Source organism: Roseibium sp. SCP14 (assembly GCF_040329475.1).
GTDB lineage: Bacteria > Pseudomonadota > Alphaproteobacteria > Rhizobiales > Stappiaceae > Roseibium.
The window spans coordinates 849,372-872,116 of record NZ_JBDZYH010000002.1; the positions used below are offsets into that span (position 1 = coordinate 849,372).

The window sequence follows — 22,745 nt, forward strand, 5'->3', positions numbered from 1 at the left end:
CCGGGACATTCTATTTAAAGTGGCACAATTCTCCACCTGGCAGCAACTCCCCGCCCCACCCGTCCGATGGGTAATCCTACCAGAAACGGACATCCAAACCGCTTTGGATTTCGTCCTAACCATGTCGATACACTTCGGTCTTGTCAAGCAAACAACTCACGAATTAATGTTGCATTTCAAGATTGGCCTATTTGGAGGGACGCTTTCAAAGCGATTTGGGCGGAATGAGCAAGGGCGTAAACTTAAAAGAACTGTCACAACGGTTGAATCTTTCGCAGACAACCGTCAGCCGCGCACTGAACGGTTATCCGGAAGTCAGTGCCGAAACCCGTAAGCGTGTCGCCGAAATGGCGGAGAAGCTGGGATACGCCCCCAACAGTCAGGCAAGGCGTCTTGCGACCGGGCGCTCCATGGCGATCGGTCACGTCATTCCACGATCGATCCACGAGATGATGAACCCGATCTTTCTGGAATTCATCGCAGGTGCGGGCGAGACCTACTCCAGGCATGGCTACGACATGATCATTTCCGTTGTCGAGGATGATCACGAGGAAGATGCCTACCGTCAGATTGCGTCACGCAAGAAGGCAGATGGCGTCATCATTCACGGACCTGCGAATGACGAACGGCGCCACAAGCTGCTGCAGGAACTCAACCTGCCCTTCGTTGTCCATGGCCGCATTCCGGGCGCAGAAGAGGAAACGTCGTGGATCGATATGAACAATCGCCGGGCCTTCGAGCGGGCCACCAATCTGCTGCTTGACCTCGGCCACACCAGGATTGCATTGCTGAACGGCCTTGAACACATGGATTTCGCACGACGTCGACGGCGCGGTTTTGAAGATGCCCTGCAAGCCCGCGGACTGACACCCGACGCTGCACTCATGCGCAGCTCGGACATGACGGAACCTTATGGCTGCGACAATGCCATGGAACTGCTCAAGAGCGACGACCCGCCAACGGCGTTTCTGGTGTCATCGATGATTTCGGCAATTGGTGTCGCGCGCGCAATCGGGCAATGCGGATTGAAAACCGGCAAGGACGTTTCCATCATCACGCATGATGATGCGTTATCCTTCCTCCCCAACAGCGGAGAAGTTCCGATTTTCACCTGCACGCGTTCATCGGTGCGTTACGCAGGAGAAAAGGCAGCCGAATTGCTGCTCGACATGATAACCATCCCGACAAGCAGCCCGAAATCCCTTCATCTCGATGCGGAACTGATCCTGGGCCAATCCACCGGCCCTGCCCCGTCAAGGTAACACCCTTTACGGGCAGCCGGCTCAAACCTGAGACAATCCGCTGGATTGCAACAGGCGCTTCATCGTTTCCAATCCGGCAAGCCTGTGAGAACGGGCGACTTCGGACCCGATGTCATCCCGCCCCGCTCTGATTGCCTCGAAGATTTTCCTGTGATCTTCCGCTCTGGACGCAGGCGCCCTGTTCAGACGCAACAATACGCGGTTGGCTCGATGAACCTGATTGAGAAGGCTTGTCACTTCAGCTTCAAGGCGGGCGTTACCGCAGGTCTGCGCGATCAGCCTGTGAAATCGGTCATCGAGCTCGGCCCAGTGCTCTATGTTGCCTTCAAGGAGCGCACGGTCCGCTTCGGACAGTATCTCCTCCAGCTCATGCATCAGCGCGCAAGGCACCTCTCTGCCCGCGGCCTTTCTGACAGCAAGCCCTTCCAGCTCTGCAAGGATCTCAAAAATTTCGCAGATGTCTTTCAGCGAAATAGCCAGAACCTTTGCGCCGCGCCGGGGAATAAGGTCGACAAGCCCTTCTGCTTCCAGACGTATAAGCGCTTCTCGAACAGGCGTTCGGCTCATGCCGAGCCGAGTGGCAATATCCGGCTCGGGCGCCTGAAACCCAGGAGGCAGTTCGCCATTCAGTATTTCGGCTTTCAACCGTTCATAAGCGTTGTCGACGCGCGTAGACTTGGCTTTCGCTAGCATTGCGGGGGGCATCCAAAATCCTGAAAGATTCACACGCAGGTTAAATTCGCCCGATGAGACCAATTCTCGCCGGGTCAGCTGCCCTGTTGTGAAAGCAAATCAATTCAGCATTGATAATAATATCGATAAGATTTTATGGATTAACACCGCCCTCTGGAAAAGATCATTCTACATTTTCGGCACGCATGATCCTTCCTATTGATTTCTTTGAAAAAAGTTCGTTCGGCATGACGTTAACGTATCGTCAAAAATGCCAATCTTTTCTTTGGTGAAAAGGGAGTGCCGGGTGATTGATCGATACAAACGTGCCAGCTTTCCGCTTTCATTCGGCGTGTCAGCACCAAATCCAACTCTTGCCTTCAGGCGAAATCTTTGGCCCGACACACCAGTCAATCCGATCAAATTTGAGAGAGCTCAGAAATGGCGCAGCGCCTCTTCTTTGTCGAAACTGGTGGATTTGTCTTTCGACATCCACCTTTCACAGCGTGAGAACGCTTCAAGACCAACAGTTCTTAACCCCATGTCCCGCCAGCAGATTTAGTATTGATTAACCATAAAATTTTACCTTTGCGCCAAGAAACAAAACTGGCGCTGCAATGACGACTCTCCTCGTTCCCCTGACATCGAAAAGAGGGATAAGGTTTCAACTGGCCTGTCTTCTGACCGGAACGGCCCTGATCGGTCTTTCGTGCGCCCCGCTGCGTGCCGCAGCACAATCTCTTGAAGAAGCAATGGCGTCCGCCTATGCAACAAGCCCCCGGCTGAAGGCGGAACGATCACGTTACGAGGCGACCAACCAGGGAATCTGGACCGCAAGATCAGAATTTCTGCCGAAAGTTACCGGCACTTATGCCGGTGAACACAATGCCTATCGCAACGATCGAAGCAGCAGCAGCGACCGCACGTATTCACACGACCTTGGACTTTCGGTCTCGCAAACACTTTTTCAGGGATTTGCCGGTGTCAATCGCCTCAACCAGGCCCATGAAGAAGCCCTGTCCGGCCGAAACCAGCTGATCGGCACCGAGCAGACCCTGCTGTTCAACACCGCAGACGCCTATCTGCAGGTGGTGCGAGACCGCGCAATCCTGAAGCATCTCAAATCCTATACCCATGTCGTCCAGCGGGAAGCCAACGCCGCTCGCGTCCGCTTCAAGTCAGGAGATGCAACGCGCACGGACATCGAGCAGGCCTTGGCGCGTCTTGCCGAAGCACAGGGCAACCGGGATCAGGCCGTCGGCGATCTGGAAGCATCTGAAGCTCTTTACGAGCGGCTCACTGGCAAGGCACCCGGGAAACTGGGCTGGCCGGCAGTCCCAAAATCAATAGAACCTGCCAACCTGCAGGATGCCATCACCATCGCCTACCAGAACAATCCTTCGATCCGCTCCGCGACGGCTGACGCGAGAGCAGCCAAATTCGCCGCGCGTGCATCCGTCGGCGACATGCTGCCGCGTGTCACGCTGGAAAGTGGTTGGGAAAACGGTTATCGGGGCAATCTGACTTATCAGGATGAGGACGACTTCCGGCTTGGCGTGCGGGTCACCGCCCCCTTGTTCACCGGTGGCCGCAACATTGCTGCGGTCAAGCGGGCAAAATTCACCGCGGCCCAGGAAGAATACGAGCTCGATGACACTCAGCAGGTCATTCGGGAAAATGTCATTCGAGCGATGAAACAGCGGACCGCTTCCAGGTTGCGGGCAAAAGCGCAAAATCGGGCGATCGAGGCCAATCGCCGGGCAGTAAAAGGGCTTCAGGTCGAATTCGACAGCGGCCAGCGCTCGCTTCTGGATGTCCTCGACGGTGAACGGGAACTGCTCCTCAGCCAGGTCGACTATGTCCGCGCGAGATACGAGGCCAGAATCGCGGACTTCTTCCTGTTGGCCAATATCGGCCGCCTGGCCCCGCAGCATTTTTCTATCATCGAAGAACGCCCTGTTGCCGTTGCCCGTCTCGTCCCTGAGTTCAACACCTGGGACTTGCGTCTTGGCCCGACCGAAAACGATACGGTTCAGGTGGAAGTTGCCGACGAATCTGCGGCACCGGTCCCTACACAAGACGCGTCGGCTTCCGAGACAATCAACTGGAGCAACTGGCCGTACAGAACCAGCGGTCAGGACCAAACTGCTCCCGCAGCACCGAAGTCCTGATGTCACAAAAAGCCCCGGAGATTTTTCCGGGGCCTTGTTGGTTGCGCTGAGTTAGTGCGACGCCGGGGTCACCATTGCGTAGATGGTGTCGTGGACGTTCAATACGCCAATCGGCTTACCTTCACCATTGACGATCGAGGCTTCTCCAACGCCTGAATCCGCGAAGGTCTTCGCAGCTTCTTCGAGCCTGATACCGCTGGAAATGGTCATGCCGCCCTCCAGCGTCTTTGTCTTGTCCATGACGGTGTCGACCAGGATCACACGGCCGCGGTTCACTTCCTTTACGAAGTCCGCGATGTACTCATCCGCAGGGTTGAGGACAATTTCCTGGCCACTGCCCTGCTGAATGACGGCACCATCGCGCAGGATCGCAATCTTGTCGCCCAGACGAAGTGCCTCATCCAGATCGTGGGTGATGAAGACGATCGTCTTGTGCAGTTCCTCCTGCAGGTCCAGCAGAACGGTTTGCATGTCCATACGGATCAGAGGATCGAGCGCCGAGAACGCTTCATCCATCAGCAGGATATCCGCATCGTTGGTCAGCGCACGCGCAAGACCGACACGCTGCTGCATGCCTCCGGAAAGTTGGTTGGGATAGTGGTCCTCAAAGCCTTCCAGGCCCACGCGTGCAATCCAGCGTGCAGCACGTTCTTCAGCTTCCTTTGCCGACACACCCTGGATTTCCAGTCCATAGACAGTGTTTTTCATCACCGTTCTATGTGGCAACAGCGCGAACTTCTGAAAGACCATCGCGGTTTTGTGGCGCCGAAAATTCCGCAGCTCGCCCTGAGACATCTTGCAGACATCGTCATTGCCGTAAAGTACTTCTCCGGCGGTCGGATCGATCAGGCGATTGATATGTCGGATCAGGGTCGACTTGCCTGAACCCGACAGGCCCATCACAACCTCGATCTTGCCTCCCGGCATGGAGATGTTGATGTCGTTGAGACCAAGCACATGATTGTATTTTTCATTCAACTCGGCCTTGGACATGCCGTCCTTGACCAGCTGAACCATGTCCTTGCCGTTGGGCCCAAAGATCTTGTAGAGATTCTTGATCTCGATTCCTGTCGCCTCACCCATGGATCACCTCCGAGTGTTTCTGAAGGCGCTTGCCGTAGGCCTGGGTTGCGCGGTCGAAGATGATGGCGATTGCAACGATCGCGAGACCGTTCATCACGCCCATCGTCAGGTATTGGTTTGCAATAGCATTCAGCACCGGTTGGCCAAGTCCCTTCACACCGATCAGCGCAGCAACAACGACCATTGCAAGAGCCATCATGATGGTCTGGTTCACTCCCGCCATGATGGTGGGCAGCGCCAATGGCAGCTGAACGTTGGTCAGTTTTTGCCAGGAATTCGATCCAAACGCATCCGCGGCTTCAAGAACGTCCTGATCCACAAGCCGAATCCCGAGATTGGTCAGGCGGATCATCGGCGGGATCGCATAAATCACAACTGCGATCATGCCCGGCACCTTGCCGATACCGAAGATCATCACCACCGGAATGAGGTAAACAAAGCTCGGCATCGTCTGCATCAGGTCGAGGATCGGATTGACGAATCCCTGTACCCGGTCGGATCGCGCCATCAGGATGCCGAGAGGAATACCCAGTACAATCGCCAGCAAGGTACACACGGTAACCATGGCGATCGTGCGCATTGTGTCTTCCCACATGCCAAGATAGCCGATCACACACAACGCAACGAGAGAACCGATCGTGATCTTGGCATTGCGGCTCATGGCATAGACGATACCAACCAGCACGGCCAGAATGATCGGCCAGGGAGAGTTGATCAAAATATGTTCCAGAAAGATCAGGAAATCTTTGATCGGATCGAAGGCTGCTTCGATGGCCTCACCGTAGTTGCCGGTGAATTCCTTGAACGCCCCGTCTAATGACTGGCGCATTTCGCGCAAGTCGCCCCTACTCATTTTGGGGAATTCTTGTAACCACTCCATCATTCTCGTCCCGCTGGTTTGCCCCTTATTGAAGAGCCCGCGCAGATGCGCGGGCTCCTAATTCGATCAAAGGGATCAAAGAGCCCCTTTCACCTTCTCGGCAACTTCCGGGCTGACCCACTTGGACCAGACGTCTTCGAAGTTTTCCAGGAAGTAGTAGGCGCCATCTTCATTAGTCGCCTGATTTTCGCTCATCCAGGCAAGAACCTTACCGGCGGTACGGTTGTCCCAGGTACGGCCCTTGATGTAGTCCATCGTAGGTCCTGCCTTCTTGGCGAAGTCATCGGTGACAACCGTGAACACTTCGGACTTGACCCAGGAGTTCGGCTTCGGATCCGGGCAATCCTCGACAACCGTGCACTTGTCCCACTCAGCCTTGTCGTGAGTGGTTTCGAAGTCGAGCAGGGTCATGTCGTATTTTCCGAGAATAGCCGTCGGTGCCCAGTAGTAACCGAGCCAGCCTTCGCCACGCTCATTCGCCTTGGCGAGCGAGCCGTCAAGACCGGCCGCGGAACCCGGATCGACCAGTTCAAACTTGCCGTTGTCGAAACCGAAGGCACGGTACAGGTTGCCGGTAGTGATGCGGCAGTTCCAGCCGGTCGGGCAGGTGAAGAAGGCCCCCTTGCTGTCGTCCTCGGCACCCGGGAAGAGCTCCGGACGCGCCAGGGCATCTTTGACCGTGTAGATATTGTGTTCTTCAGCCAGCGCGGTCGGAACCCAGAAACCTTCAACGCCACCCTCGTTCAGGATTTCGCCGCCGATGATCAGGGAGCCTTCGGCAACCGCCTTGTCGAGCGGTTCACGCACGGCGTTGATCCACAGCTCCGGAGCCATATCCGGCTCACCCTTCTCGTTCATGGAAGTAAAGGTCGGCATGGTATCGCCGGTCACCAGCTCTACCTCGCAGCCGTAGCCGTTCTCCAGAATGATCTTGTCGATATGTGCGATCGCGCCTGCCGATGCCCAGTTCATTTCAGCCATGGTGACCGTTCCGCACTCTTCAGCCATGGCGGAAGACGCCATACCGACAAGCGCAGTCGCGGCGACCGAGACAAACAACTTCTTCATGAGGGTACTCCTGTGCAGCCTGTTTGCTTGAGTTTGAATTGGGCGCAATGCGCAAATACTTCTCTCAAAGTATTCACCTCCCAGCGCGACCAATGAAAAAGTAGAATTGGCAGAGAACGCAGAGCAGCCAAGAAGGTCGTTAGATTAACTAATTTTAATTTTGCCTTCATTTGACGCTTTTACGCTGTTCTTGCTCTGAAACCCCTAATTATGATCCAAACGCAAGATACGAAGGTCATTACCGGTATTTCACTCCGGCTTAGGGCGTAACGTCAATACAATTGCATTATGTTCTCGTTAGCACAACAGTAGAGACGTAATTCTTATACCATTCATATCGCAAATTTCGGGAACATGTCTGCATACGACATTTTCGTGCGGTATATCGTCATTTCGCCTAATTTTATTTCAGAAAAAGTGATTCTCTCAGGCGATCTGACGATCAAATATTCGAGATGCGTCTTCCCGTGACGAAAACCCCGAGGCACTGAAATGGCCTTTTCCCAGATGAGGTTAGGCGTAATATCACGACGCTTCTGGAAAAAGATACTCTTCGTATCCGACCTTATCTGATACCAGCTAGTCAGATCAAAGGAGAGACCAATGCAACCTTGTTTCCATCTGGCCTATCACGTGACGGATCTTGACGAAGCCCGCGCTTTTTACGGTGGGCTGCTTGGCTGTCAGGAAGGCCGCAGCACCGATACCTGGGTCGATTTCAACTTCTTCGGCCACCAGATTTCATTGCATATCGGCCAACCGTTCCAGACGACGAATACGGGCAAGGTCGGCGACCACATGGTTCCGATGCCACACCTCGGTGTCGTTCTGGACATGCCGAGCTGGAAGGCGCTTGCAGAAAAGCTGACCGCGGCTAACCTCGATTTCATTCTTGCCCCGACGATCCGCTTCGAGGGTCAGCCAGGGGAACAAAGCACAATGTTCTTTAGAGATCCCTCCGGCAATCCCATCGAAATCAAGGGCTTTGCCGATCCTGCAGGAGTTTTTGCCGCATGACGACAATCATTCCCTTCGTCTCGGAGGCCAGTTCGGATGAACGGCAAGCCTGGCGTGAAGCACTTCCCGAAGCCCTTCGGGGCATTGCAAGGGTCGCACCGTTTGAAGACTTGACGGAAGTGGAACGCACTGCTGCCAAAGTTGCAATTGTCGCCAATCCGGACCCCGCAAAGGTCGCAGCCCTGCCCAATCTTGTCTGGCTGCAAAGCCTTTGGGCCGGTGTTGAACGGCTTGCCGCGGACCTTCCCGAAGACGGGCCCTTGATCGTGCGGCTGACCGACCCGCAAATGGCCGAAACGATGTCGGAGGCCGTTCTTGCCTGGACACTTTATCTTCACCGCGACATGCCGCGCTACATGCACCAGCAGCGTGCGAAGGTCTGGCAGGAGCATGTGCTCAAGACCCCGATGGAACGCACTGTCGGCATTCTGGGCATCGGCAAACTGGGTAGCGCTTCTGCCCAGCGGCTAAAAACCAACGGATTCAACGTTGTGGGTTGGAGCCGAAGCAAGAAGGAACTGGATGGGATTTCCTGCTTTCACGGAACGGATGGTCTGAACGCGGTCCTGGAACAGTCGGACATTGTTGTCGTACTTGTTCCGCTGACCGGTGATACCCGTGGCCTGTTGGGACGCGAGGAACTGCGTCGATGCAAGGAAAACGCAGCTGTCATCAATTTCGCACGCGGTCCCATTATTGACGTTTCTGCTTTGATCGACGCTCTGGACAATGGCCCGCTCTCCCACGCGGTTCTCGATGTTTTCGACAAAGAACCATTGCCCTCTTCGAGCCCTTTCTGGACGCATGACAAGGTCACCGTGCTACCACACATTTCCGCACCGACCATCATCAGCACAGCCGCTGCAATCGTTGCCAGGAATATCGGCACTTACCTGGAGACCGGAGAAATCCCGCAAAGCATTGATCGCAACCGGGGATATTGATTGCCTATTCCGGCAGCGTCGCAATAGTGTCAAGGATATTGCCGTATCAGTCGGCCAGAAGTTCATTTCAACGACAGGTGTTTCATGTCAGACCTTCCCATCCTTGGCGCTGCCCTGACCCTCAATGCTCTGGAAAACCAGCGCGAGCTGATGCTTGAAAAGCCTCGGGATCTGGAGCTCCAAGACTTCTGGCCGGGCGAAGTCCTCAACGGAGACTGGACGCCTCTAACTGACCGCGCAAAACGTCTGCTCGATGGACACCAGGGCCGCGTTGGAATTCATGGTCCGTTTTTCGGTTTCACCATCGACTCCATGGATGTCGACGTTCGCGCGATCGTCAGAAAGCGGCTGCTGCAGGGCCTGGAGGTCTGCGCAGCCCTGGGCGGCACACACATGGTCGTTCACAGTCCCTATACGACTTGGGACCACAACAACCTCGACAATTACGAGAACGCGCGCGAGCTGAAACTCGAACTGTGTCACATGACCATGAAAGACGCGGTCAAACGGGCGGAAGACATTGGCTGCGAACTTGTCATTGAGAACATTGAGGACAAGGACCCTTATGCCCGGATTGAACTGGCAAAAAGCTTCGGCTCTGAAGCTGTCAGGATTTCGGTCGACACCGGGCACGCACATTATGCTCATGGATCAACAGGCGCACCTCCCGTCGACTATTTCATCAAGGCCGCGGGAAACAACCTGCGCCACATTCATCTCCAGGATGCTGATGGCTATGCCGACCGGCACTGGACACTCGGCGAAGGAACAATCAACTGGCCTTCCGTCTTTTCCGCTCTGGGAGAGCTTGAGAGCAATCCACGACTGATTGTCGAGCTACGCGACCATTCCAATTTGCCAGCTTCAATCGCCAACATGGCCGCCTTGGGCCTGGCGCAATAGCGACACCTTAGAAGTGTGGGCGTCATTCAATCTGCTTGCACGGTAATCATGGCCGGTTGCAGTGCTCAAGGGCTGGTAGCAAGATAGCGCCCGAAGGGAAGTGTTTTTGGACAAGCTTATGGTGATGCGGGCTTTCTGCCGCATCGTGGAAAGAGGAAGTCTGGTCCGGGCATCGGAGGATCTGGGAGTTACCTCCGGTCTTTTGAGCCGGGAACTCAAGCTGCTGGAAAAAAGCCTGGGCTGCACGCTTATTACCCGCACTACCCGTACCATGGCGCTGACGGCGCAAGGCATGCAGTACTATGACGAAGCAACGGCAATTCTTGATCAAATCGAGAAAGCGGAAGAGCGCGTTAAGATCGGCGTGGGCCGGATTGGAGGTCCGCTGAAGGTCAATGTCCCACACTCGTTCGGCACGACGGTTCTTACGAACCTGATACCTGGATTTTGCAGCGAGCACCCCGATGTTGACCTGACCATTTGCTTTGATGACAACGTCATCGACATGGTGCAAGGGGGCTTTGATCTTTCAATCCGAATTCGCGCGGAACTCCCGGATTCAGGATTGGTTACCCGGCGCATTGGAAGCGTGAAGCAAGCCCTTTTTGCGTCTCCGAATTACCTTGCCGAACATCCGAGGCCGACGACCCCTGACGAACTGTTGGATCATGATTTGATTGTTTACAGCTTGGCGGATTCAACCACCACGTGGAACCTCCAGAAAAACGGAGAAGAAGTCGGAATCCGTCCGGCACCACGGCACCGGATTGGCAGCAGCCTGGTACTTCGCGATCTCCTCGTTTCAGGACTGGGTATCGGAAACTTGCCGGATTTTTTATCCGATGAGGCGGAACGTACAGGAAAACTGACCCGCATCCTGCCGGACTGGCACTTACCTCAGCGTACAATCTATGCGCTTACTGGGTCACGCCTTGGTTTCGACACAAGGTCAACTGCATTCATCAATTACCTTTCGTCAGCATTGGCCACCCACTCTTGATCCCCCGTAAAGACTGAATTCTTCACCGGCCGGTTAATCGATGACCGGCGGATGGGCATGTTTGGTGCATCGATCACATCGAAACCGGAGCCCGCCATGTCCAAAACGTTGACCATCGATTTCTATCATGACGTTGTCTGCGGTTGGTGTTTCAACATTTCACCACGCCTTCGTCAGCTCGCAGGAAAATTTTCCTTGAATGTGCAGCACCGCGCATTCGTCCTGCAACGGAACCGGGAAGACATGGTAACTGCCTGGGGTTCGCTGCCGAGAGCCAAGAAAATCATCCTTGGTCACTGGGAAGCTTGCAGGAACGCGAGCGATACTCCCGAACTCTTCAACATAGAAGGCATGCGCAGGGCCACGTTTGAATATCCGTTTGGCCTGCCTGCTGCTCTAGCCTGCAAGGCTGCCGAGCGTATTGGTGGCCAACATGCTCACTGGCAGATTTTCGATCTTCTGCAAAGCGCGCACTTAACTCAGACCCGCAATATCGCTGACGCAAACATCGTGCTGGAAGTCGCCGAAGCCACTGGTTTTGACCGGCATGAATTCAATCAGGTGATGTCAGACCCCGAAACACGCCTCGCGGTAGATGCTGATCTCCTGATGTCTCGGCGATTTCAAGTGAAATCCGTTCCAACGCTAATCGTGCGCGAAACGGGCGCTCGCCTGGTGAACGGACCTGTCGAGGATTTACGCGCCCAATTGGTCGCCGCTCACCGGCTGAATGCCTGAAAAATTGCTTCTCAAACCCTATCCGCCCCAAAACAGGATGAAACGCATGCTTATAACCAGCACCGCGACAGGCACGCATCGGAACCTGATCTCCAGTCTCTACTCCGCGGTCGATGCGCTGGACGCCAAAGCTGTCGGACGGCACGTTACCCAAGACGTTACTTTTCGGCTCGGGAATTTCGACCAAATCACAGGACGTCAGGCTTTCATCGACGGCAATGCCACGTTCTTTGAAACGATAAACGGAATGCAGCACGAGATCTCGGGCATCTGGCAACAGGATCGGACTCTGATATGCGAGGGTCAGGTTCGCTACACCCGCAGAGACGAAACAGAGCTGACAGTTTCTTTTGCCGGAATCTTCACCCTCGATCAGAATCTCATTTCGGATTACCGGGTGTATGTCGACATATCAGAGTTGTGACCGCCCCCTGTGTCAGTCAGCTTCGTTCCTGCCTGAAGCAGGCCACCCGGATTCGGGTTCGGCACCATTCAATTGCCGAACCCGAATCCAAGCCTGCTTCTGCAATCAGCCCATGGCCCACGGGCCATGGTAGCCGCTGCCATCCTTGTCGGTACGCTCGAAACCGTGAGCGCCGAAGAAGTCACGCTGCCCCTGCAACATGTTGGCAGTGGACCGGCCGGTGCGCATGATGTCGAAATAGGACAGCGCCGCGGACAATGCTGGAACGGGCAGTCCGTGCAACGCCGCCTGGGCCACGACCTGCCGCAGCATGGCTTCCGTTTCCTTCAGCTTTCCGGAGAAGAAGGGGGCCAGCATCAGATTGCGCTCGGCATCATCGGCAAGCGCCGACGACATGTCGTTCAGCATCGCGGAACGGATGATGCAGCCATTTCGCCAGATCCTGGCGATTTCCGGCAATGGCATCGCCCAGCCATACTGCTTGGCAGCTTCCAGGATCAGCCCGAAGCCTTGCGCGTAGCAGATGATCTTGCCGGCAACGAGCGCAGCTTCCAGAGCATCGATCGTGACCGCTTCCCGGTCCATCTCGCTCGGAGCCGCACCGAATTCTGCTTCACCCTTTTTCCGCTCGTCCAGCCGGGCTGACATGTTACGTACGGCAACCGCAGCTTCGATGGCGCTGGCCGGCGTTCCAAGCATCAGTGCCTCGATGGCCGTCCAGCGACCGGTACCCTTCTGACCTGCCCGGTCCAGAATGATGTCCAGCATCGGATTGCCGGTTTCAGGATCTTTTGCTTTGGCCACCTTGCCGGAAATCTCAATGAGATAGGACTGCAGGATGCCGCCGTTCCATTTTTCGAAAACGTCACCGATCTCTTCCGCCGACATGCCGAACCCGTCACGCATCACGCCATAGACTTCGGCAATCATCTGCATGTCGGCATATTCGATGCCGTTGTGAACGGTTTTGACCAGATGCCCGGCGCCAGCTTCCCCGAGATAGGCCGCGCAGGGCTCGCCTTCGTATTTGGCGGAAATGGCTTCCAGGATATGTCCGACCTGATCCCAGGCGTCCTTGGCGCCACCGCCCATGATGGAGGGACCGAACCGGGCGCCCTCTTCGCCACCGGACACGCCAATGCCCATGAAACGTGGCCCTTTATCGGCTGCCTCTCCGGCGCGCCTGTTGGTGTCGTGGTAATTGGCGTTGCCTGCGTCGATGATCAGATCATCCTTGTCCAGCAATGGACGGAGCGCCTCAATCTGCGCATCGACGGCATCGCCTGCGGGCACCATCAGGATAACGGCACGCGGGGATTTTATCGATGCAACGAAGTCTTCAAGTGTCTTCGTAGGCACGAGCTTTCCGGCGAGCTCTCCCGCCTTGTTCATGAACTGATCGGTCTTTTCAGTAGTCCTGTTATAGACCGCAATCTGAAAGCCGTGCTCGGCAATGTTGAGCGCAAGATTGCCGCCCATCGTGCCAAGGCCGATCAGGCCGACTTCCGCGATAGCGCCTTGAGAGTTCATGAACGGTGCCTTCCTCAAATCGATTTAGTACTAGGTGGCGCGGTGATACCCGACCCTTCCTCTTCCTTCAATCCTTGCATACCTGCGAATGCAATTTTTAACGCGCATGACCGGCATCAGCTCATCTGTTGCGCGCTTCAAGAGCGAGGTAGAAAGCCATCGAAGCGACTACTTCAGCATTTTCACAAACGTCTCGACCAGCAAACGCACACGCCTCGGCACAAATCGCGAAGAAGGCAGCACAAGAAAGAGAGGCAGGTCGGGCAGTCGAAGCTGCGTACTCATCTCGCAAAGAACGTTGTCTTCAATTTCGGTCTCGCAGATTGATCGTGGCAACACGGCAGCGAGATCACGTTTCAGAACCATCGCTTTTGCCAACTGCTTGTTGGTTGTTCTGAAATCCGCCGGTTTAACGTCCAGTCCGAAGGTTTCGGCAAGGATGTGCGAAGCATCCAGAATGCGGCCGCGTCGTGCCAGATCCTCAACACTTGCACGTGCCGCAACTTCCGGCCGTGCAACGATGGTTTGCGGGTTCGATCCAATTTTCCGGACAATGACATTCTCCTCCGAAACACGATTTCCGCGAAGAGCCAGATCAAAACGCTCAGCAATCAGGTCCACAGGGCGATCACTGATATGAACGTCAAACTCGACGTCCGGAAATCGCTCCTGGTAGGACGCCAACGCATTTGCGAACCGGTCGGTCGGCAGGTCCACCGGCACCGTTAATCGAATGAGGCCTGAAGGGGCTTGCGCAGCCTTCAGCTCTTCTCCGGCTTCTTCAAGCACGGACAAGGCCGGCTGCACCTTTGCAAGATAAGCCTCGCCTTCCGAAGTCAAACTCACCTGACGGGTCGTTCGCTGAAACAAGGCAACACCAAGATCACTTTCCAGCGCTTTCACTCTGGCGGTCACAGTCGATCTCGGCAGATCAAGCTGTCTTGCTGCCGCTGCAAAACTGCTCCGCAAAGCGACCTCCACGAACGTTTCGAGATGCTGAAGTCCGGCCATTGACTGAAATTCTCGCTCAAACTGAATGATTTTATCCAGCTAGCACAAACAAAGCTCGACATCTACTTGCAGTTCGGTAGCCACCTATCGCGAGGAAAAATCATGAAACGCCGCAATTTTCTGAAGTCCGCCGCAGTTTCAACTCTGGCAGCTCCAGCTATTCTGAGAAACACAACCACCGCAGCTGCAGGCTTTGAAGCGGAAGAAAGGGAACTGGAGATTACTTGGCTTGGCGGCGCCACCCTAATGCTGTCCTGCGGTGATCTCACCCTGCTAACGGATCCCTGCTTTGGCGAAGGAGAGCAGGCTTTCAAGATGGGCGATCCGAACGAGATGTTCGACCTCGGCAAAGGCCCCAACATCAAGTTTCACCGACGCTTGACGCCTTTCCCGGGGCTGCAGCTGAACAACGTGGACCACGTGATCCTCAGCCACCTTCATGAGGACCATTTCGATCAGGAAGCACAGAGGGTGATCGAAAAAGGCATGTCACTGCTTGCACCTGAACATGAACTTGGCGTGCTATCTTCAAAGGGCTTCACCAATCTGACCGGCTTGAAATGGGGACAGGAACACGTACTCACCAAGGGAAAGGTCAAGGTCACCATTCGCACCGTCAGGGCTGATCATTCCGAGGACCCTCAGATTTCAAAGATCCTGGGAGAAGGGAACGGATATTGGTTCACGTTTGAGCAGGGTGACTGGAAGAAGTCCCTCTATTGGACAGGTGACACGTTTCCCACTGATGCCGTCCTGCAGTCGCTCGGCTCCCTTGGAAGCCCGGATATCTTCATTCCGCACCTTGGCGGTGTCGGCTTAACTGGCCCGCTCGGACAGATCAGCATGGGCGCAGGCCATGTTGTGCAATTCGCGAAAGCTTTGAACCCGGGAAAAATCCTCCCCCTTCATCACTCTACCTACGAACTCTACCTCGAACCCATCTACCACCTGGCTGAAAGCCTGCAAGGCGAGAGCCATCGCCTGGATCTTGTTTCGGAAGGTACCACTTTGAGATACATCTAGAAAATCCGTTAGCCGGTTCACCGAACCGATCGGGCTCCGGCTAACAAATTGTAAAACTTGAATTTTTCACCTGAAAAGCAAAACAAATCTGTCACAGAAGCCTGCTACGCGATTGGCACCCGCAACCTTTCTTGCGGTTCTGCGCAAAGGATCTGTCACATGAAAAAGTTTCTGCTTGCAGCCGGCCTGTTGGTCGCGGCATCCGCCAGCTCATACGCTGAAGATATTACTGGAAAGCTTGTTCTCTACACCTCGCAGCCAAACAAGGACGCACAGGCAACTGTTGATGCTTTCACCGCCAGGCATCCTGGCGTAGAGGTTGAGTGGGTGCGCGATGGCACAACCAAGATGATGGCAAAGCTGCGCGCCGAACTCGAAGCAGGTGCGCCAAAGCCGGACGTCCTGCTGATTGCCGACATGGTCACCATGGAAGGCCTGAAGAAGGAAGGCCGTCTGATGGCGCATGAAGGCGCGGATGTTGCGGCCTATGATCCGGCAATCATGGACAAGGACAAGACCTACTTCTCCACCAAGCTGATCACCACCGGCATCGTCTACAACACAAATGCCCCGATGAAACCCACTTCCTACAAGGATCTCCTGAAGGAAGAGGCCAAGGACAAACTTGCCATGCCGTCTCCGCTCACCTCCGGTGCGGCGACCATCCACATGGCGGCGCTGACGTCAAATCCCGACCTCGGCTGGGCGCTTTATGAAGGTCTCGCAGATCAGGGCGCCAACCCGAAAGGCGGCAACGGCGGCACCTACAAGGCGATTGCGGGTGGTGAAAAACTCTATGGTTTCGTGGTCGACTTCCTGCCGATCCGCGAAAAGCTGAAAGGCGCACCGGTCGAGTTCGTCTTCCCTGAAGAAGGCGTTTCCGCCGTCACCGAGCCCGTTGCAATCCTTTCAACTGCGCAAAACCCCGACGCCGCAAAAGCCTTTGTCGACTTCCTGATTTCCGAAGACGGTCAGAAACTGGCCTCCTCGCAGGGATATCTGCCGGCTCATCCGGCCGTTGCAGCCCCTGAAGGCTTTCCGGCGCGCGACCAGATCAAGCTGATGGATTTCGATCCGGCTCTGGCCCTGGAACAGGATCAGGCAAACAAGCTGAAATTCTCCGAGATCTTTGGCGGTTAAAGCCGTCAAAGAAAATGACGCAGCGCGGGTCAATGCCGCGCTGCTCTTGTTGAGTTCGGATTTGTCATTCCGGACAGCGTGACGCACAGCGGCAGCGCGTGATCCGGAATCCAGATGTCAGCGCGAGCCACGCGAGCACCCCTGTCTATGGAGTTAGCCGCGCATTAAGCGCGACTTATATCTGGTTTCCGCATCAGCGTTCGGTCGCGCCTTACTTGTCCCGAATGACGGAAAAATGGAAAACATCGCTGATGCGGACAGTGCTCTCACCCGATAAAGCAACTCTTCTGCTGCTCGTTCTCGGAGCAACACTGATCTGCGGCTTGCCACTTCTTCTGCTTTTTCAGACCGGTCTTTCAGGCGAGCAAGGCTTTGACCTCGGTCCTCTGCTGGAAGCACTGCAAAGCCGCTCTGTTCGCCGTGCGCTGTGGCATTCCATCGAAAGCAGTTTTCTATCCGCACTGACCGCCACCTTGCTCGGCACCTTGCTGGCGCTTCTCATCGGCCTGACCGACATCAGGGCAAAGGGCTTGCTGGTTTTCCTGATCCTGCTGCCGATGATGATCCCGCCCCACGTGACGGCAATCGCCTGGATCCAGGCGCTCGGACCGGCGAGCCCGGTCCTGCGCTGGCTTGGCATTGCCCCTGAACTCGGCTCCACTCATCCGCTCTACTCACGCGAGGGACTGGTGCTTCTTTTGACGCTCCAACACAGTCCGCTGGTGTTCCTCCTTGTGCGCGCGTCGCTCCGTTCCTTTCCGCGAGAACTCTCCGATGCTGCCCGGATTTCCGGTGCCGGTGCTTTCACGATGCTCTACCGGATAACTCTGCCGCTTCTCGGCCCGGCCCTCCTTGCCGGCTTCGCACTTGCCTTTGTCGCATCGCTTGGCAATTTCGGCATCAATGCACTGATCGGAATTCCTGCCCGCTACACCACGCTCCCCGTTCTGGTCTGGCGGCGCCTCGCCAGCTTTGGACCTGACGTTTTGCCCAATGTTGCCGTGATTTCGGTCATCCTTGCACTCGTCGCCCTTGCGGCCATTCTCGCCCAGAGTTTTCTGCAGCGCAGAATGCGCAATTCCCTGATCGGATTGCCTCAGGATCCGCTTGCAATTTCCCTTGGCCGAAAGCGGCCTTTGATTGAAGCTCTATTGTGGAGTTTTGTTGCCTGCGTTCTTCTGCTGCCCGCGGCCTCATTGCTGGCAACCTCGCTGGTCAGGACCTACGGCTTGCCGCTGTCCTTCAGCACGCTGACGTCCGAGAATTTCAACGAAGTTCTCTGGCGCCAGTCCGTGACGTTACGGGCCTTTGCAAATTCGACATTGATTGCCGGACTCGCAGCCACAGTCATCGCTCTGGCCAGTCTGCCGCTCGGCTACTTTCTGGCACACAGACGCAAAAGGCAGAGACACGTGGCAGGGGTTGCGCTTGCCCAGTCCGAGATCGCCTTTGCCGTGCCCGGCCTGGTCATGTCGATTGCCTTCATCCTGGCTTTCATAAAACCCCTGCCGGTTTTGGGGGTCTCGCTTTACGGCACGCTCTGGATCATCTTGATCGCCTACGTATCCGTCTTTCTTGCAGTGGGGCTCAAACCGGTCACCGCGGCTTTCCTGCAGATGGACGGCTCACTGGAAGATGCCGCCAGAGTATCCGGAGCCGGATTTTTCCGCCGCTTGAGCAAGGTGTTCGCGCCGCTCGCAGCACCATCCGCAGCATCGGGCGCCATTCTCGTCTTCCTGACCGCTTACAATGAGGTCACCGTTTCCGCACTGCTCTGGTCAACGGGAAATGAAACCATCGGCACGACCATCTTCAATTATGAGGACGGTGGATACACGACACTCGCGGCTGCCATGTCAGCCGTTGTCGTCCTGGCGACGATCGCAATCATGCTTGCCATGAATGCATTGGCCAGCCGTGTTCCCGCCGGAACCATTCCCTGGAAGGACTAGGTCTTCAGGAAATTAACTCGGCAACAGCCAGCCCTGCCGGATGTTCAGGTAAAGCCGTTCTCCGACTTTTGTCTTTTGATGCAACGTCAGCATCAGCGGGTCGACCACACCATTGACGGCAACAAAGACATCCCAGGCCCCTCCGCGATAAACCGTTCGTGTGACCTCGGCCGGAAATCCTGCGTCTTCAGGCACCGGAACAAGATGCTCAGGGCGTACCAGCAACGACCCCGAACCGGGGCAGGCCCCAGCACTGCAATCAACTTCGATCTTCTTTTCGGCAAACACAACAATGGCACGACTGCCTGTCACCTGTTCAACTTCAACAGAGAGCATGCTGCCACGGCCGATGAAACCCGCGACACGTTTTGAGTTTGGCCGCCTGTACAGTGTATCAGGGTCATCCGATTGCAGGATACTGCCATCCCACATGACGGCAATCTTGTCCGCTAGCGCCATGGCTTCTCGCTGGTCATGAGTGATGAATAATGTGGTTGCACCGCTTGTCCTGTGAAAGGCTGACAGTTCCTCTTCCATGGCACTGCGCAGGTGTGGATCGAGATTTGCGAGCGGTTCGTCCATAAGCACCGTATTGGCGCCTTGCGCCAGACACCGCGCAAGAGCAACGCGCTGACGTTGACCTCCGGATAGCTCGGCCGGTTTGCGCTGCCCGAACGGTGTCAACGCGACGGTTTCCAGGCAGTCGGCCACTCTGGCGGTGACAGTTGCCTTCCTTGCACCGGCTGTTTCCAGCGGAAAGGCGACATTCCCCGCTACGCTCATATGCGGCCACAGAGCATAGGATTGAAAGACGACGCCCACCCGGCGCTGCTCCGGCGGCACATGCAGCTTCTTGCCCGCGACGGGCTGGCCACCCAGCACAATCTCACCGCTGCCGATCGGTTCCAGTCCGGCAATCGACTTCAACAAGGTCGACTTGCCACATCCGGACGGGCCAAGGACCGCAAAAAACATCCCTTCCTCAACCGACAGGGACACATTGTTCAAGGCTTTATGGGAACCGAATGATTTGGAAACGGATGCAAGTTCAATGGACATGCCTCCGGTTACCGCTCTCCTGTGACAGAACAATTACAGCCGGTGTGAACCGGCTTGTTACCTGGCACGCAGTCGCAGAAGCAGATCGACCTCTTCCTCCAGAGCCCTGCCATAGGCACGGGCCGCCGGGGCGTTGGAATGCATCAGCGTCTCATGCCGCAACAGGCAATAGGCAGCCAGCCGCCAGTGATAGGCACTGCGTTCTTCCATGAATCTCGCGACCGTATCCCTGTCGGGATAATGTTCCAGAAACATCTCTTCGGCATGAGCGACAAGCGGATGCAATCCGTAAAGGATCGCCAGTCCGGGTGAGACGAAACAGGCGATGTCCTCCACCGGATCGCCGAGACCGGCATATTGCCAGTCGATCAGCCGTGCTCCGTCGCCAGTCGACTGGATGGTACCGAGGCAGAAACTGCGATGGACAAGCGAACGTTCAACGTCCCTTTTCTTGACCGCGGTATCTTCCGGTCGCAGCCTTTTCAGATTTGCCGCCTTCCTGCTTTCCGGGATCGCAGCAAGCATTTCATCCCCACGCGCCAGCACTTCGCGAAATCCGGCGGGCACGACCTGATGTCCGGGTACAGGTTCCTTCAGCGCTGCAAAGCGTCCGATCAGGTCTGCGGCCTCCCCTACTTCGATCTCGTTCGTCTTGGGAGGGGCATAGCCGTAAACCAGCAGTGGCGTTCCGGTCGGAGATTTGCCGAAGGCTTCCAGTTCAGGCGCAAGGTCGTGCCGGGCCAGCACGTTCAAGGCATCAGCCTCCTGTTCCGGCAATGTCGGATAGAGGGGATTGTCTTCGTTGCCGGGGAAGAATTCCTTGACGACATAGGTTCTACCGGGAACGTCCAGACGCCAAAAACGGCTGGTGTAGTTCACCGGCAAAGGCCTCAAGCGCGCGGCAGACCAGTCATTGACCGGTAGCAAACGCTCCAGAAACGCCAGGAGTTCTGTATCCGACAGCTGTTCGCTCACACGAATTCCTCTTTGAATTTTCTACTGGTTTGATCGCTGCCAGATTGGCATTCGTCAAGCCCGACTTTCGAGTTCCAGAGACCGCCGGGCCCTTGGCGGGCATCATGTCGGAGTTGTAGCACTCGCCGTCGTTCTGAGACCGCCCGGAAAATTCCCACTCTCAGCTACAGTCGAAGATAACGTGCAGAGATCCCTTCTGCCGCATAGGGCGCGCCTCAAGCACGGCTTCAGCCCGCAAACCACGAACATGGCGGACCAAATGACGGGCGACATCGAAACAGGTTCCTTGAGCGAAACGGCACCGGCGCGGCGTGGACGGCGACGCAGAGGCGGCGGCGAAAAAGCGGCGCCTGAGCTGTTTCCGCAAAAACCGTTCAAACAACCCCGTCATATTTTCAAGCCTCTGGAAGCCGTGTCTGCCGATGAACTGGAAGCCATCCATGACGCCTCCATGCGTGTTCTGGAAGAAATCGGCATCGACTTCCTGCATGAAGAGGCCAAGGAACTGCTCAAGGCGGCCGGTGCGGATATAAAGCCGGGAGAAGACCGGGTTCGCATGGATCGCGCAATGGTCGAAGACCTCATTGCGAAAGCACCGGACGAGTTCACCATCCGTGCCCGCAACCGCGCGCATGATCTTCAGATCGGCGGCGACGCGATTGCATTTTCCTGTGTTGCCAGCGCGCCCAACGCCGTTGACCGCGACGGCGGCAGGCGACCGGGCAATCAGGAGGACTATCGGAATTTTCTGAAGCTCTCGCAGTTCTTCAACATCATTCACTGCATCATGGGCTACCCGGTCGAGCCGGTGGACATTCACGCCTCCATCCGGCATCTCGACTGCATCGCGGACATGGTGCGCCTCACCGACAAGGTGTTTCACATCTACTCCCTCGGCCGGGAACGCAATCTCGACGGATTGGAAATCGCCCGGATTGCCAACGGGTTGAGCCCGGAAGAGTTCGTCGAAACGCCTTGCGTCGCAACAGTGATCAACACGTCCTCTCCCCTTCGCCTGGACACGCCGATGTTGCAGGGCCTCATAGAAATGGCAAAGGCCGGACAGGTATCCGTCGTCACCCCCTTTACGCTGGCCGGTGCGATGGCACCGGTAACCATCGCCGGGGCCCTGACCTTGCAGAACGCTGAGGCCCTTGCCGGGCTCGCCTTTGCCCAGATCGTACGCCCCGGCGTCCCGGTCGTCTATGGCGGCTTTACCTCCAACGTCGACATGAAATCCGGAGCGCCCGCCTTCGGCACGCCGGAATACATGAAGGCGGCAATCGTCGGCGGCCAGCTGGCCCGCCGATATGGCCTGCCTTACCGCTCGTCCGGTGTCTGCGCAGCCAATACTGTCGACTATCAGGCAGCACTTGAAACCACTTTGTCGGAATGGGGAGCGATCACCGGCGGCGGCCACATCATCAAACATGCCGCCGGTTGGCTGGAAGGTGGTCTCAGTGCCGGTTTTGAGAAGTTCATCACCGATATCGACCTGTTGCAAAAGATTGCCGAATACCTGACGCCGCTTGACGTTTCCGAAGAAGCCCTGGCGCTTGAGGCCATCAAGGATGTCGGTCCGGCCGGGCACTTCTTCGGCACCGAGCACACCCAGGCCCGATACAAGGACGCGTTCTACGCACCGATCGTCTCGGACTGGCGCAACTATGAAACCTGGGCGGAGGCTGGTAGCCCCATCGCCTATGACAAGGCCAACATGCTCTACAAGAAGGCGCTGGAAGCTTACGAGGCGCCTGCCCTGGACCCGGTGATCGACGACGAACTCACGGCCTTTGTTGAAAGGCGGAAGGCAGAGGGTGGGGCCCCGACCGACTTCTAATCCATCTTTTCTCAGAAACTTCTCAATTCGCCCGCCAGATGCATGCGGGATTT

20 protein-coding genes are annotated in these 22,745 nt (G+C 56.1%); 12 read left to right on the plus strand and 8 right to left on the minus strand.

The window, feature by feature from the left end:
* Positions 1-224: 224 nt before the first annotated feature.
* Entirely contained in the window at positions 225-1,262 is a 1,038-nt protein-coding gene (locus tag ABLQ08_RS11140) for a LacI family DNA-binding transcriptional regulator (RefSeq protein ID WP_352941841.1), read from the plus strand.
* Between the two features lie 21 nt (positions 1,263-1,283).
* Here ABLQ08_RS11140 and ABLQ08_RS11145 read toward each other — a convergent pair whose 3' ends face one another.
* The gene (locus tag ABLQ08_RS11145; RefSeq protein ID WP_352941844.1) at positions 1,284-1,955 is read right to left on the minus strand and encodes a GntR family transcriptional regulator; all 672 of its coding nucleotides are present in this window, start codon (positions 1,953-1,955) and stop codon (positions 1,284-1,286) included.
* Positions 1,956-2,551: 596 nt separating this feature from the next.
* Between ABLQ08_RS11145 and ABLQ08_RS11150 the strand changes: the two genes are divergently transcribed.
* Complete coding sequence (locus tag ABLQ08_RS11150) at positions 2,552-4,105, plus strand: TolC family outer membrane protein (RefSeq protein ID WP_352941847.1); 1,554 nt, start codon at positions 2,552-2,554, stop codon at positions 4,103-4,105.
* Between the two features lie 51 nt (positions 4,106-4,156).
* Here the strand turns inward: ABLQ08_RS11150 and ABLQ08_RS11155 are convergent, their stop codons facing one another.
* The 3 genes from ABLQ08_RS11155 to ABLQ08_RS11165 form a co-directional block, all read right to left on the minus strand.
* Complete coding sequence (locus ABLQ08_RS11155; RefSeq protein WP_352941849.1) at positions 4,157-5,188, minus strand: quaternary amine ABC transporter ATP-binding protein; 1,032 nt, start codon at positions 5,186-5,188, stop codon at positions 4,157-4,159.
* Entirely contained in the window at positions 5,181-6,068 is an 888-nt protein-coding gene (locus tag ABLQ08_RS11160) for an ABC transporter permease (protein WP_352942600.1), read from the minus strand. Before ABLQ08_RS11160 ends, ABLQ08_RS11155 begins: the two co-directional genes overlap by 8 nt.
* Before the next feature lie 75 nt (positions 6,069-6,143).
* Positions 6,144-7,136: an ABC transporter substrate-binding protein gene (locus ABLQ08_RS11165; RefSeq protein ID WP_352941851.1), complete on the minus strand. Its 993-nt coding sequence runs from the start codon at positions 7,134-7,136 to the stop codon at positions 6,144-6,146.
* Between the two features lie 603 nt (positions 7,137-7,739).
* Between ABLQ08_RS11165 and ABLQ08_RS11170 the strand changes: the two genes are divergently transcribed.
* From ABLQ08_RS11170 to ABLQ08_RS11195, 6 genes are all read left to right on the plus strand, one after another.
* Complete coding sequence (locus tag ABLQ08_RS11170) at positions 7,740-8,153, plus strand: VOC family protein (protein ID WP_352941854.1); 414 nt, start codon at positions 7,740-7,742, stop codon at positions 8,151-8,153.
* Positions 8,150-9,097, plus strand: a complete 948-nt coding sequence (locus tag ABLQ08_RS11175; RefSeq protein WP_352941857.1) for a 2-hydroxyacid dehydrogenase — start codon at positions 8,150-8,152, stop codon at positions 9,095-9,097. Before ABLQ08_RS11170 ends, ABLQ08_RS11175 begins: the two co-directional genes overlap by 4 nt.
* Positions 9,098-9,181: 84 nt before the next feature.
* Positions 9,182-10,000 (plus strand): sugar phosphate isomerase/epimerase family protein, encoded by an 819-nt coding sequence (locus ABLQ08_RS11180; RefSeq protein ID WP_352941859.1) that lies wholly within the window; start codon positions 9,182-9,184, stop codon positions 9,998-10,000.
* A 106-nt stretch (positions 10,001-10,106) separates the two neighbouring features.
* Entirely contained in the window at positions 10,107-11,000 is an 894-nt protein-coding gene (locus ABLQ08_RS11185; protein WP_352941862.1) for a LysR family transcriptional regulator, read from the plus strand.
* Between the two features lie 96 nt (positions 11,001-11,096).
* Entirely contained in the window at positions 11,097-11,738 is a 642-nt protein-coding gene (locus tag ABLQ08_RS11190) for a DsbA family oxidoreductase (protein ID WP_352941865.1), read from the plus strand.
* Between the two features lie 46 nt (positions 11,739-11,784).
* Positions 11,785-12,162: a nuclear transport factor 2 family protein gene (locus ABLQ08_RS11195; protein ID WP_352941868.1), complete on the plus strand. Its 378-nt coding sequence runs from the start codon at positions 11,785-11,787 to the stop codon at positions 12,160-12,162.
* A 105-nt stretch (positions 12,163-12,267) separates the two neighbouring features.
* Here the strand turns inward: ABLQ08_RS11195 and gndA are convergent, their stop codons facing one another.
* Complete coding sequence (gene gndA / locus ABLQ08_RS11200) at positions 12,268-13,692, minus strand: NADP-dependent phosphogluconate dehydrogenase (RefSeq protein WP_352941871.1); 1,425 nt, start codon at positions 13,690-13,692, stop codon at positions 12,268-12,270.
* A gap of 168 nt (positions 13,693-13,860) precedes the next feature.
* Positions 13,861-14,703: a LysR family transcriptional regulator gene (locus ABLQ08_RS11205; protein WP_352941874.1), complete on the minus strand. Its 843-nt coding sequence runs from the start codon at positions 14,701-14,703 to the stop codon at positions 13,861-13,863.
* A 102-nt stretch (positions 14,704-14,805) separates the two neighbouring features.
* Between ABLQ08_RS11205 and ABLQ08_RS11210 the strand changes: the two genes are divergently transcribed.
* The 3 genes from ABLQ08_RS11210 to ABLQ08_RS11220 all read left to right on the plus strand — a co-directional run bounded on the left by ABLQ08_RS11210 (position 14,806) and on the right by ABLQ08_RS11220 (position 18,818).
* Positions 14,806-15,726, plus strand: a complete 921-nt coding sequence (locus tag ABLQ08_RS11210; RefSeq protein WP_352941876.1) for an MBL fold metallo-hydrolase — start codon at positions 14,806-14,808, stop codon at positions 15,724-15,726.
* A 159-nt stretch (positions 15,727-15,885) separates the two neighbouring features.
* Positions 15,886-16,866 (plus strand): ABC transporter substrate-binding protein, encoded by a 981-nt coding sequence (locus ABLQ08_RS11215; protein WP_352941879.1) that lies wholly within the window; start codon positions 15,886-15,888, stop codon positions 16,864-16,866.
* A 251-nt stretch (positions 16,867-17,117) separates the two neighbouring features.
* Positions 17,118-18,818: an ABC transporter permease gene (locus ABLQ08_RS11220; RefSeq protein ID WP_352941880.1), complete on the plus strand. Its 1,701-nt coding sequence runs from the start codon at positions 17,118-17,120 to the stop codon at positions 18,816-18,818.
* A gap of 12 nt (positions 18,819-18,830) precedes the next feature.
* On the opposite strand, the gene ABLQ08_RS11225 is transcribed toward ABLQ08_RS11220, so the two are convergent.
* Together ABLQ08_RS11225 and ABLQ08_RS11230 are read right to left on the minus strand one after the other, a co-directional pair.
* Positions 18,831-19,877 carry an ABC transporter ATP-binding protein gene (locus ABLQ08_RS11225; protein ID WP_352941881.1) on the minus strand — a complete coding sequence of 349 codons (1,047 nt, stop codon included), beginning with the start codon at positions 19,875-19,877 and terminating at the stop codon, positions 18,831-18,833.
* Positions 19,878-19,934: 57 nt separating this feature from the next.
* On the minus strand, positions 19,935-20,852 hold the full coding sequence (locus ABLQ08_RS11230; protein WP_352941884.1) for an aminoglycoside phosphotransferase family protein: 918 nt from the start codon (positions 20,850-20,852) through the stop codon (positions 19,935-19,937).
* Positions 20,853-21,111: 259 nt separating this feature from the next.
* Between ABLQ08_RS11230 and ABLQ08_RS11235 the strand changes: the two genes are divergently transcribed.
* The gene (locus tag ABLQ08_RS11235) at positions 21,112-22,692 is read left to right on the plus strand and encodes a trimethylamine methyltransferase family protein (protein WP_352942603.1); all 1,581 of its coding nucleotides are present in this window, start codon (positions 21,112-21,114) and stop codon (positions 22,690-22,692) included.
* Positions 22,693-22,745: the final 53 nt, after the last annotated feature.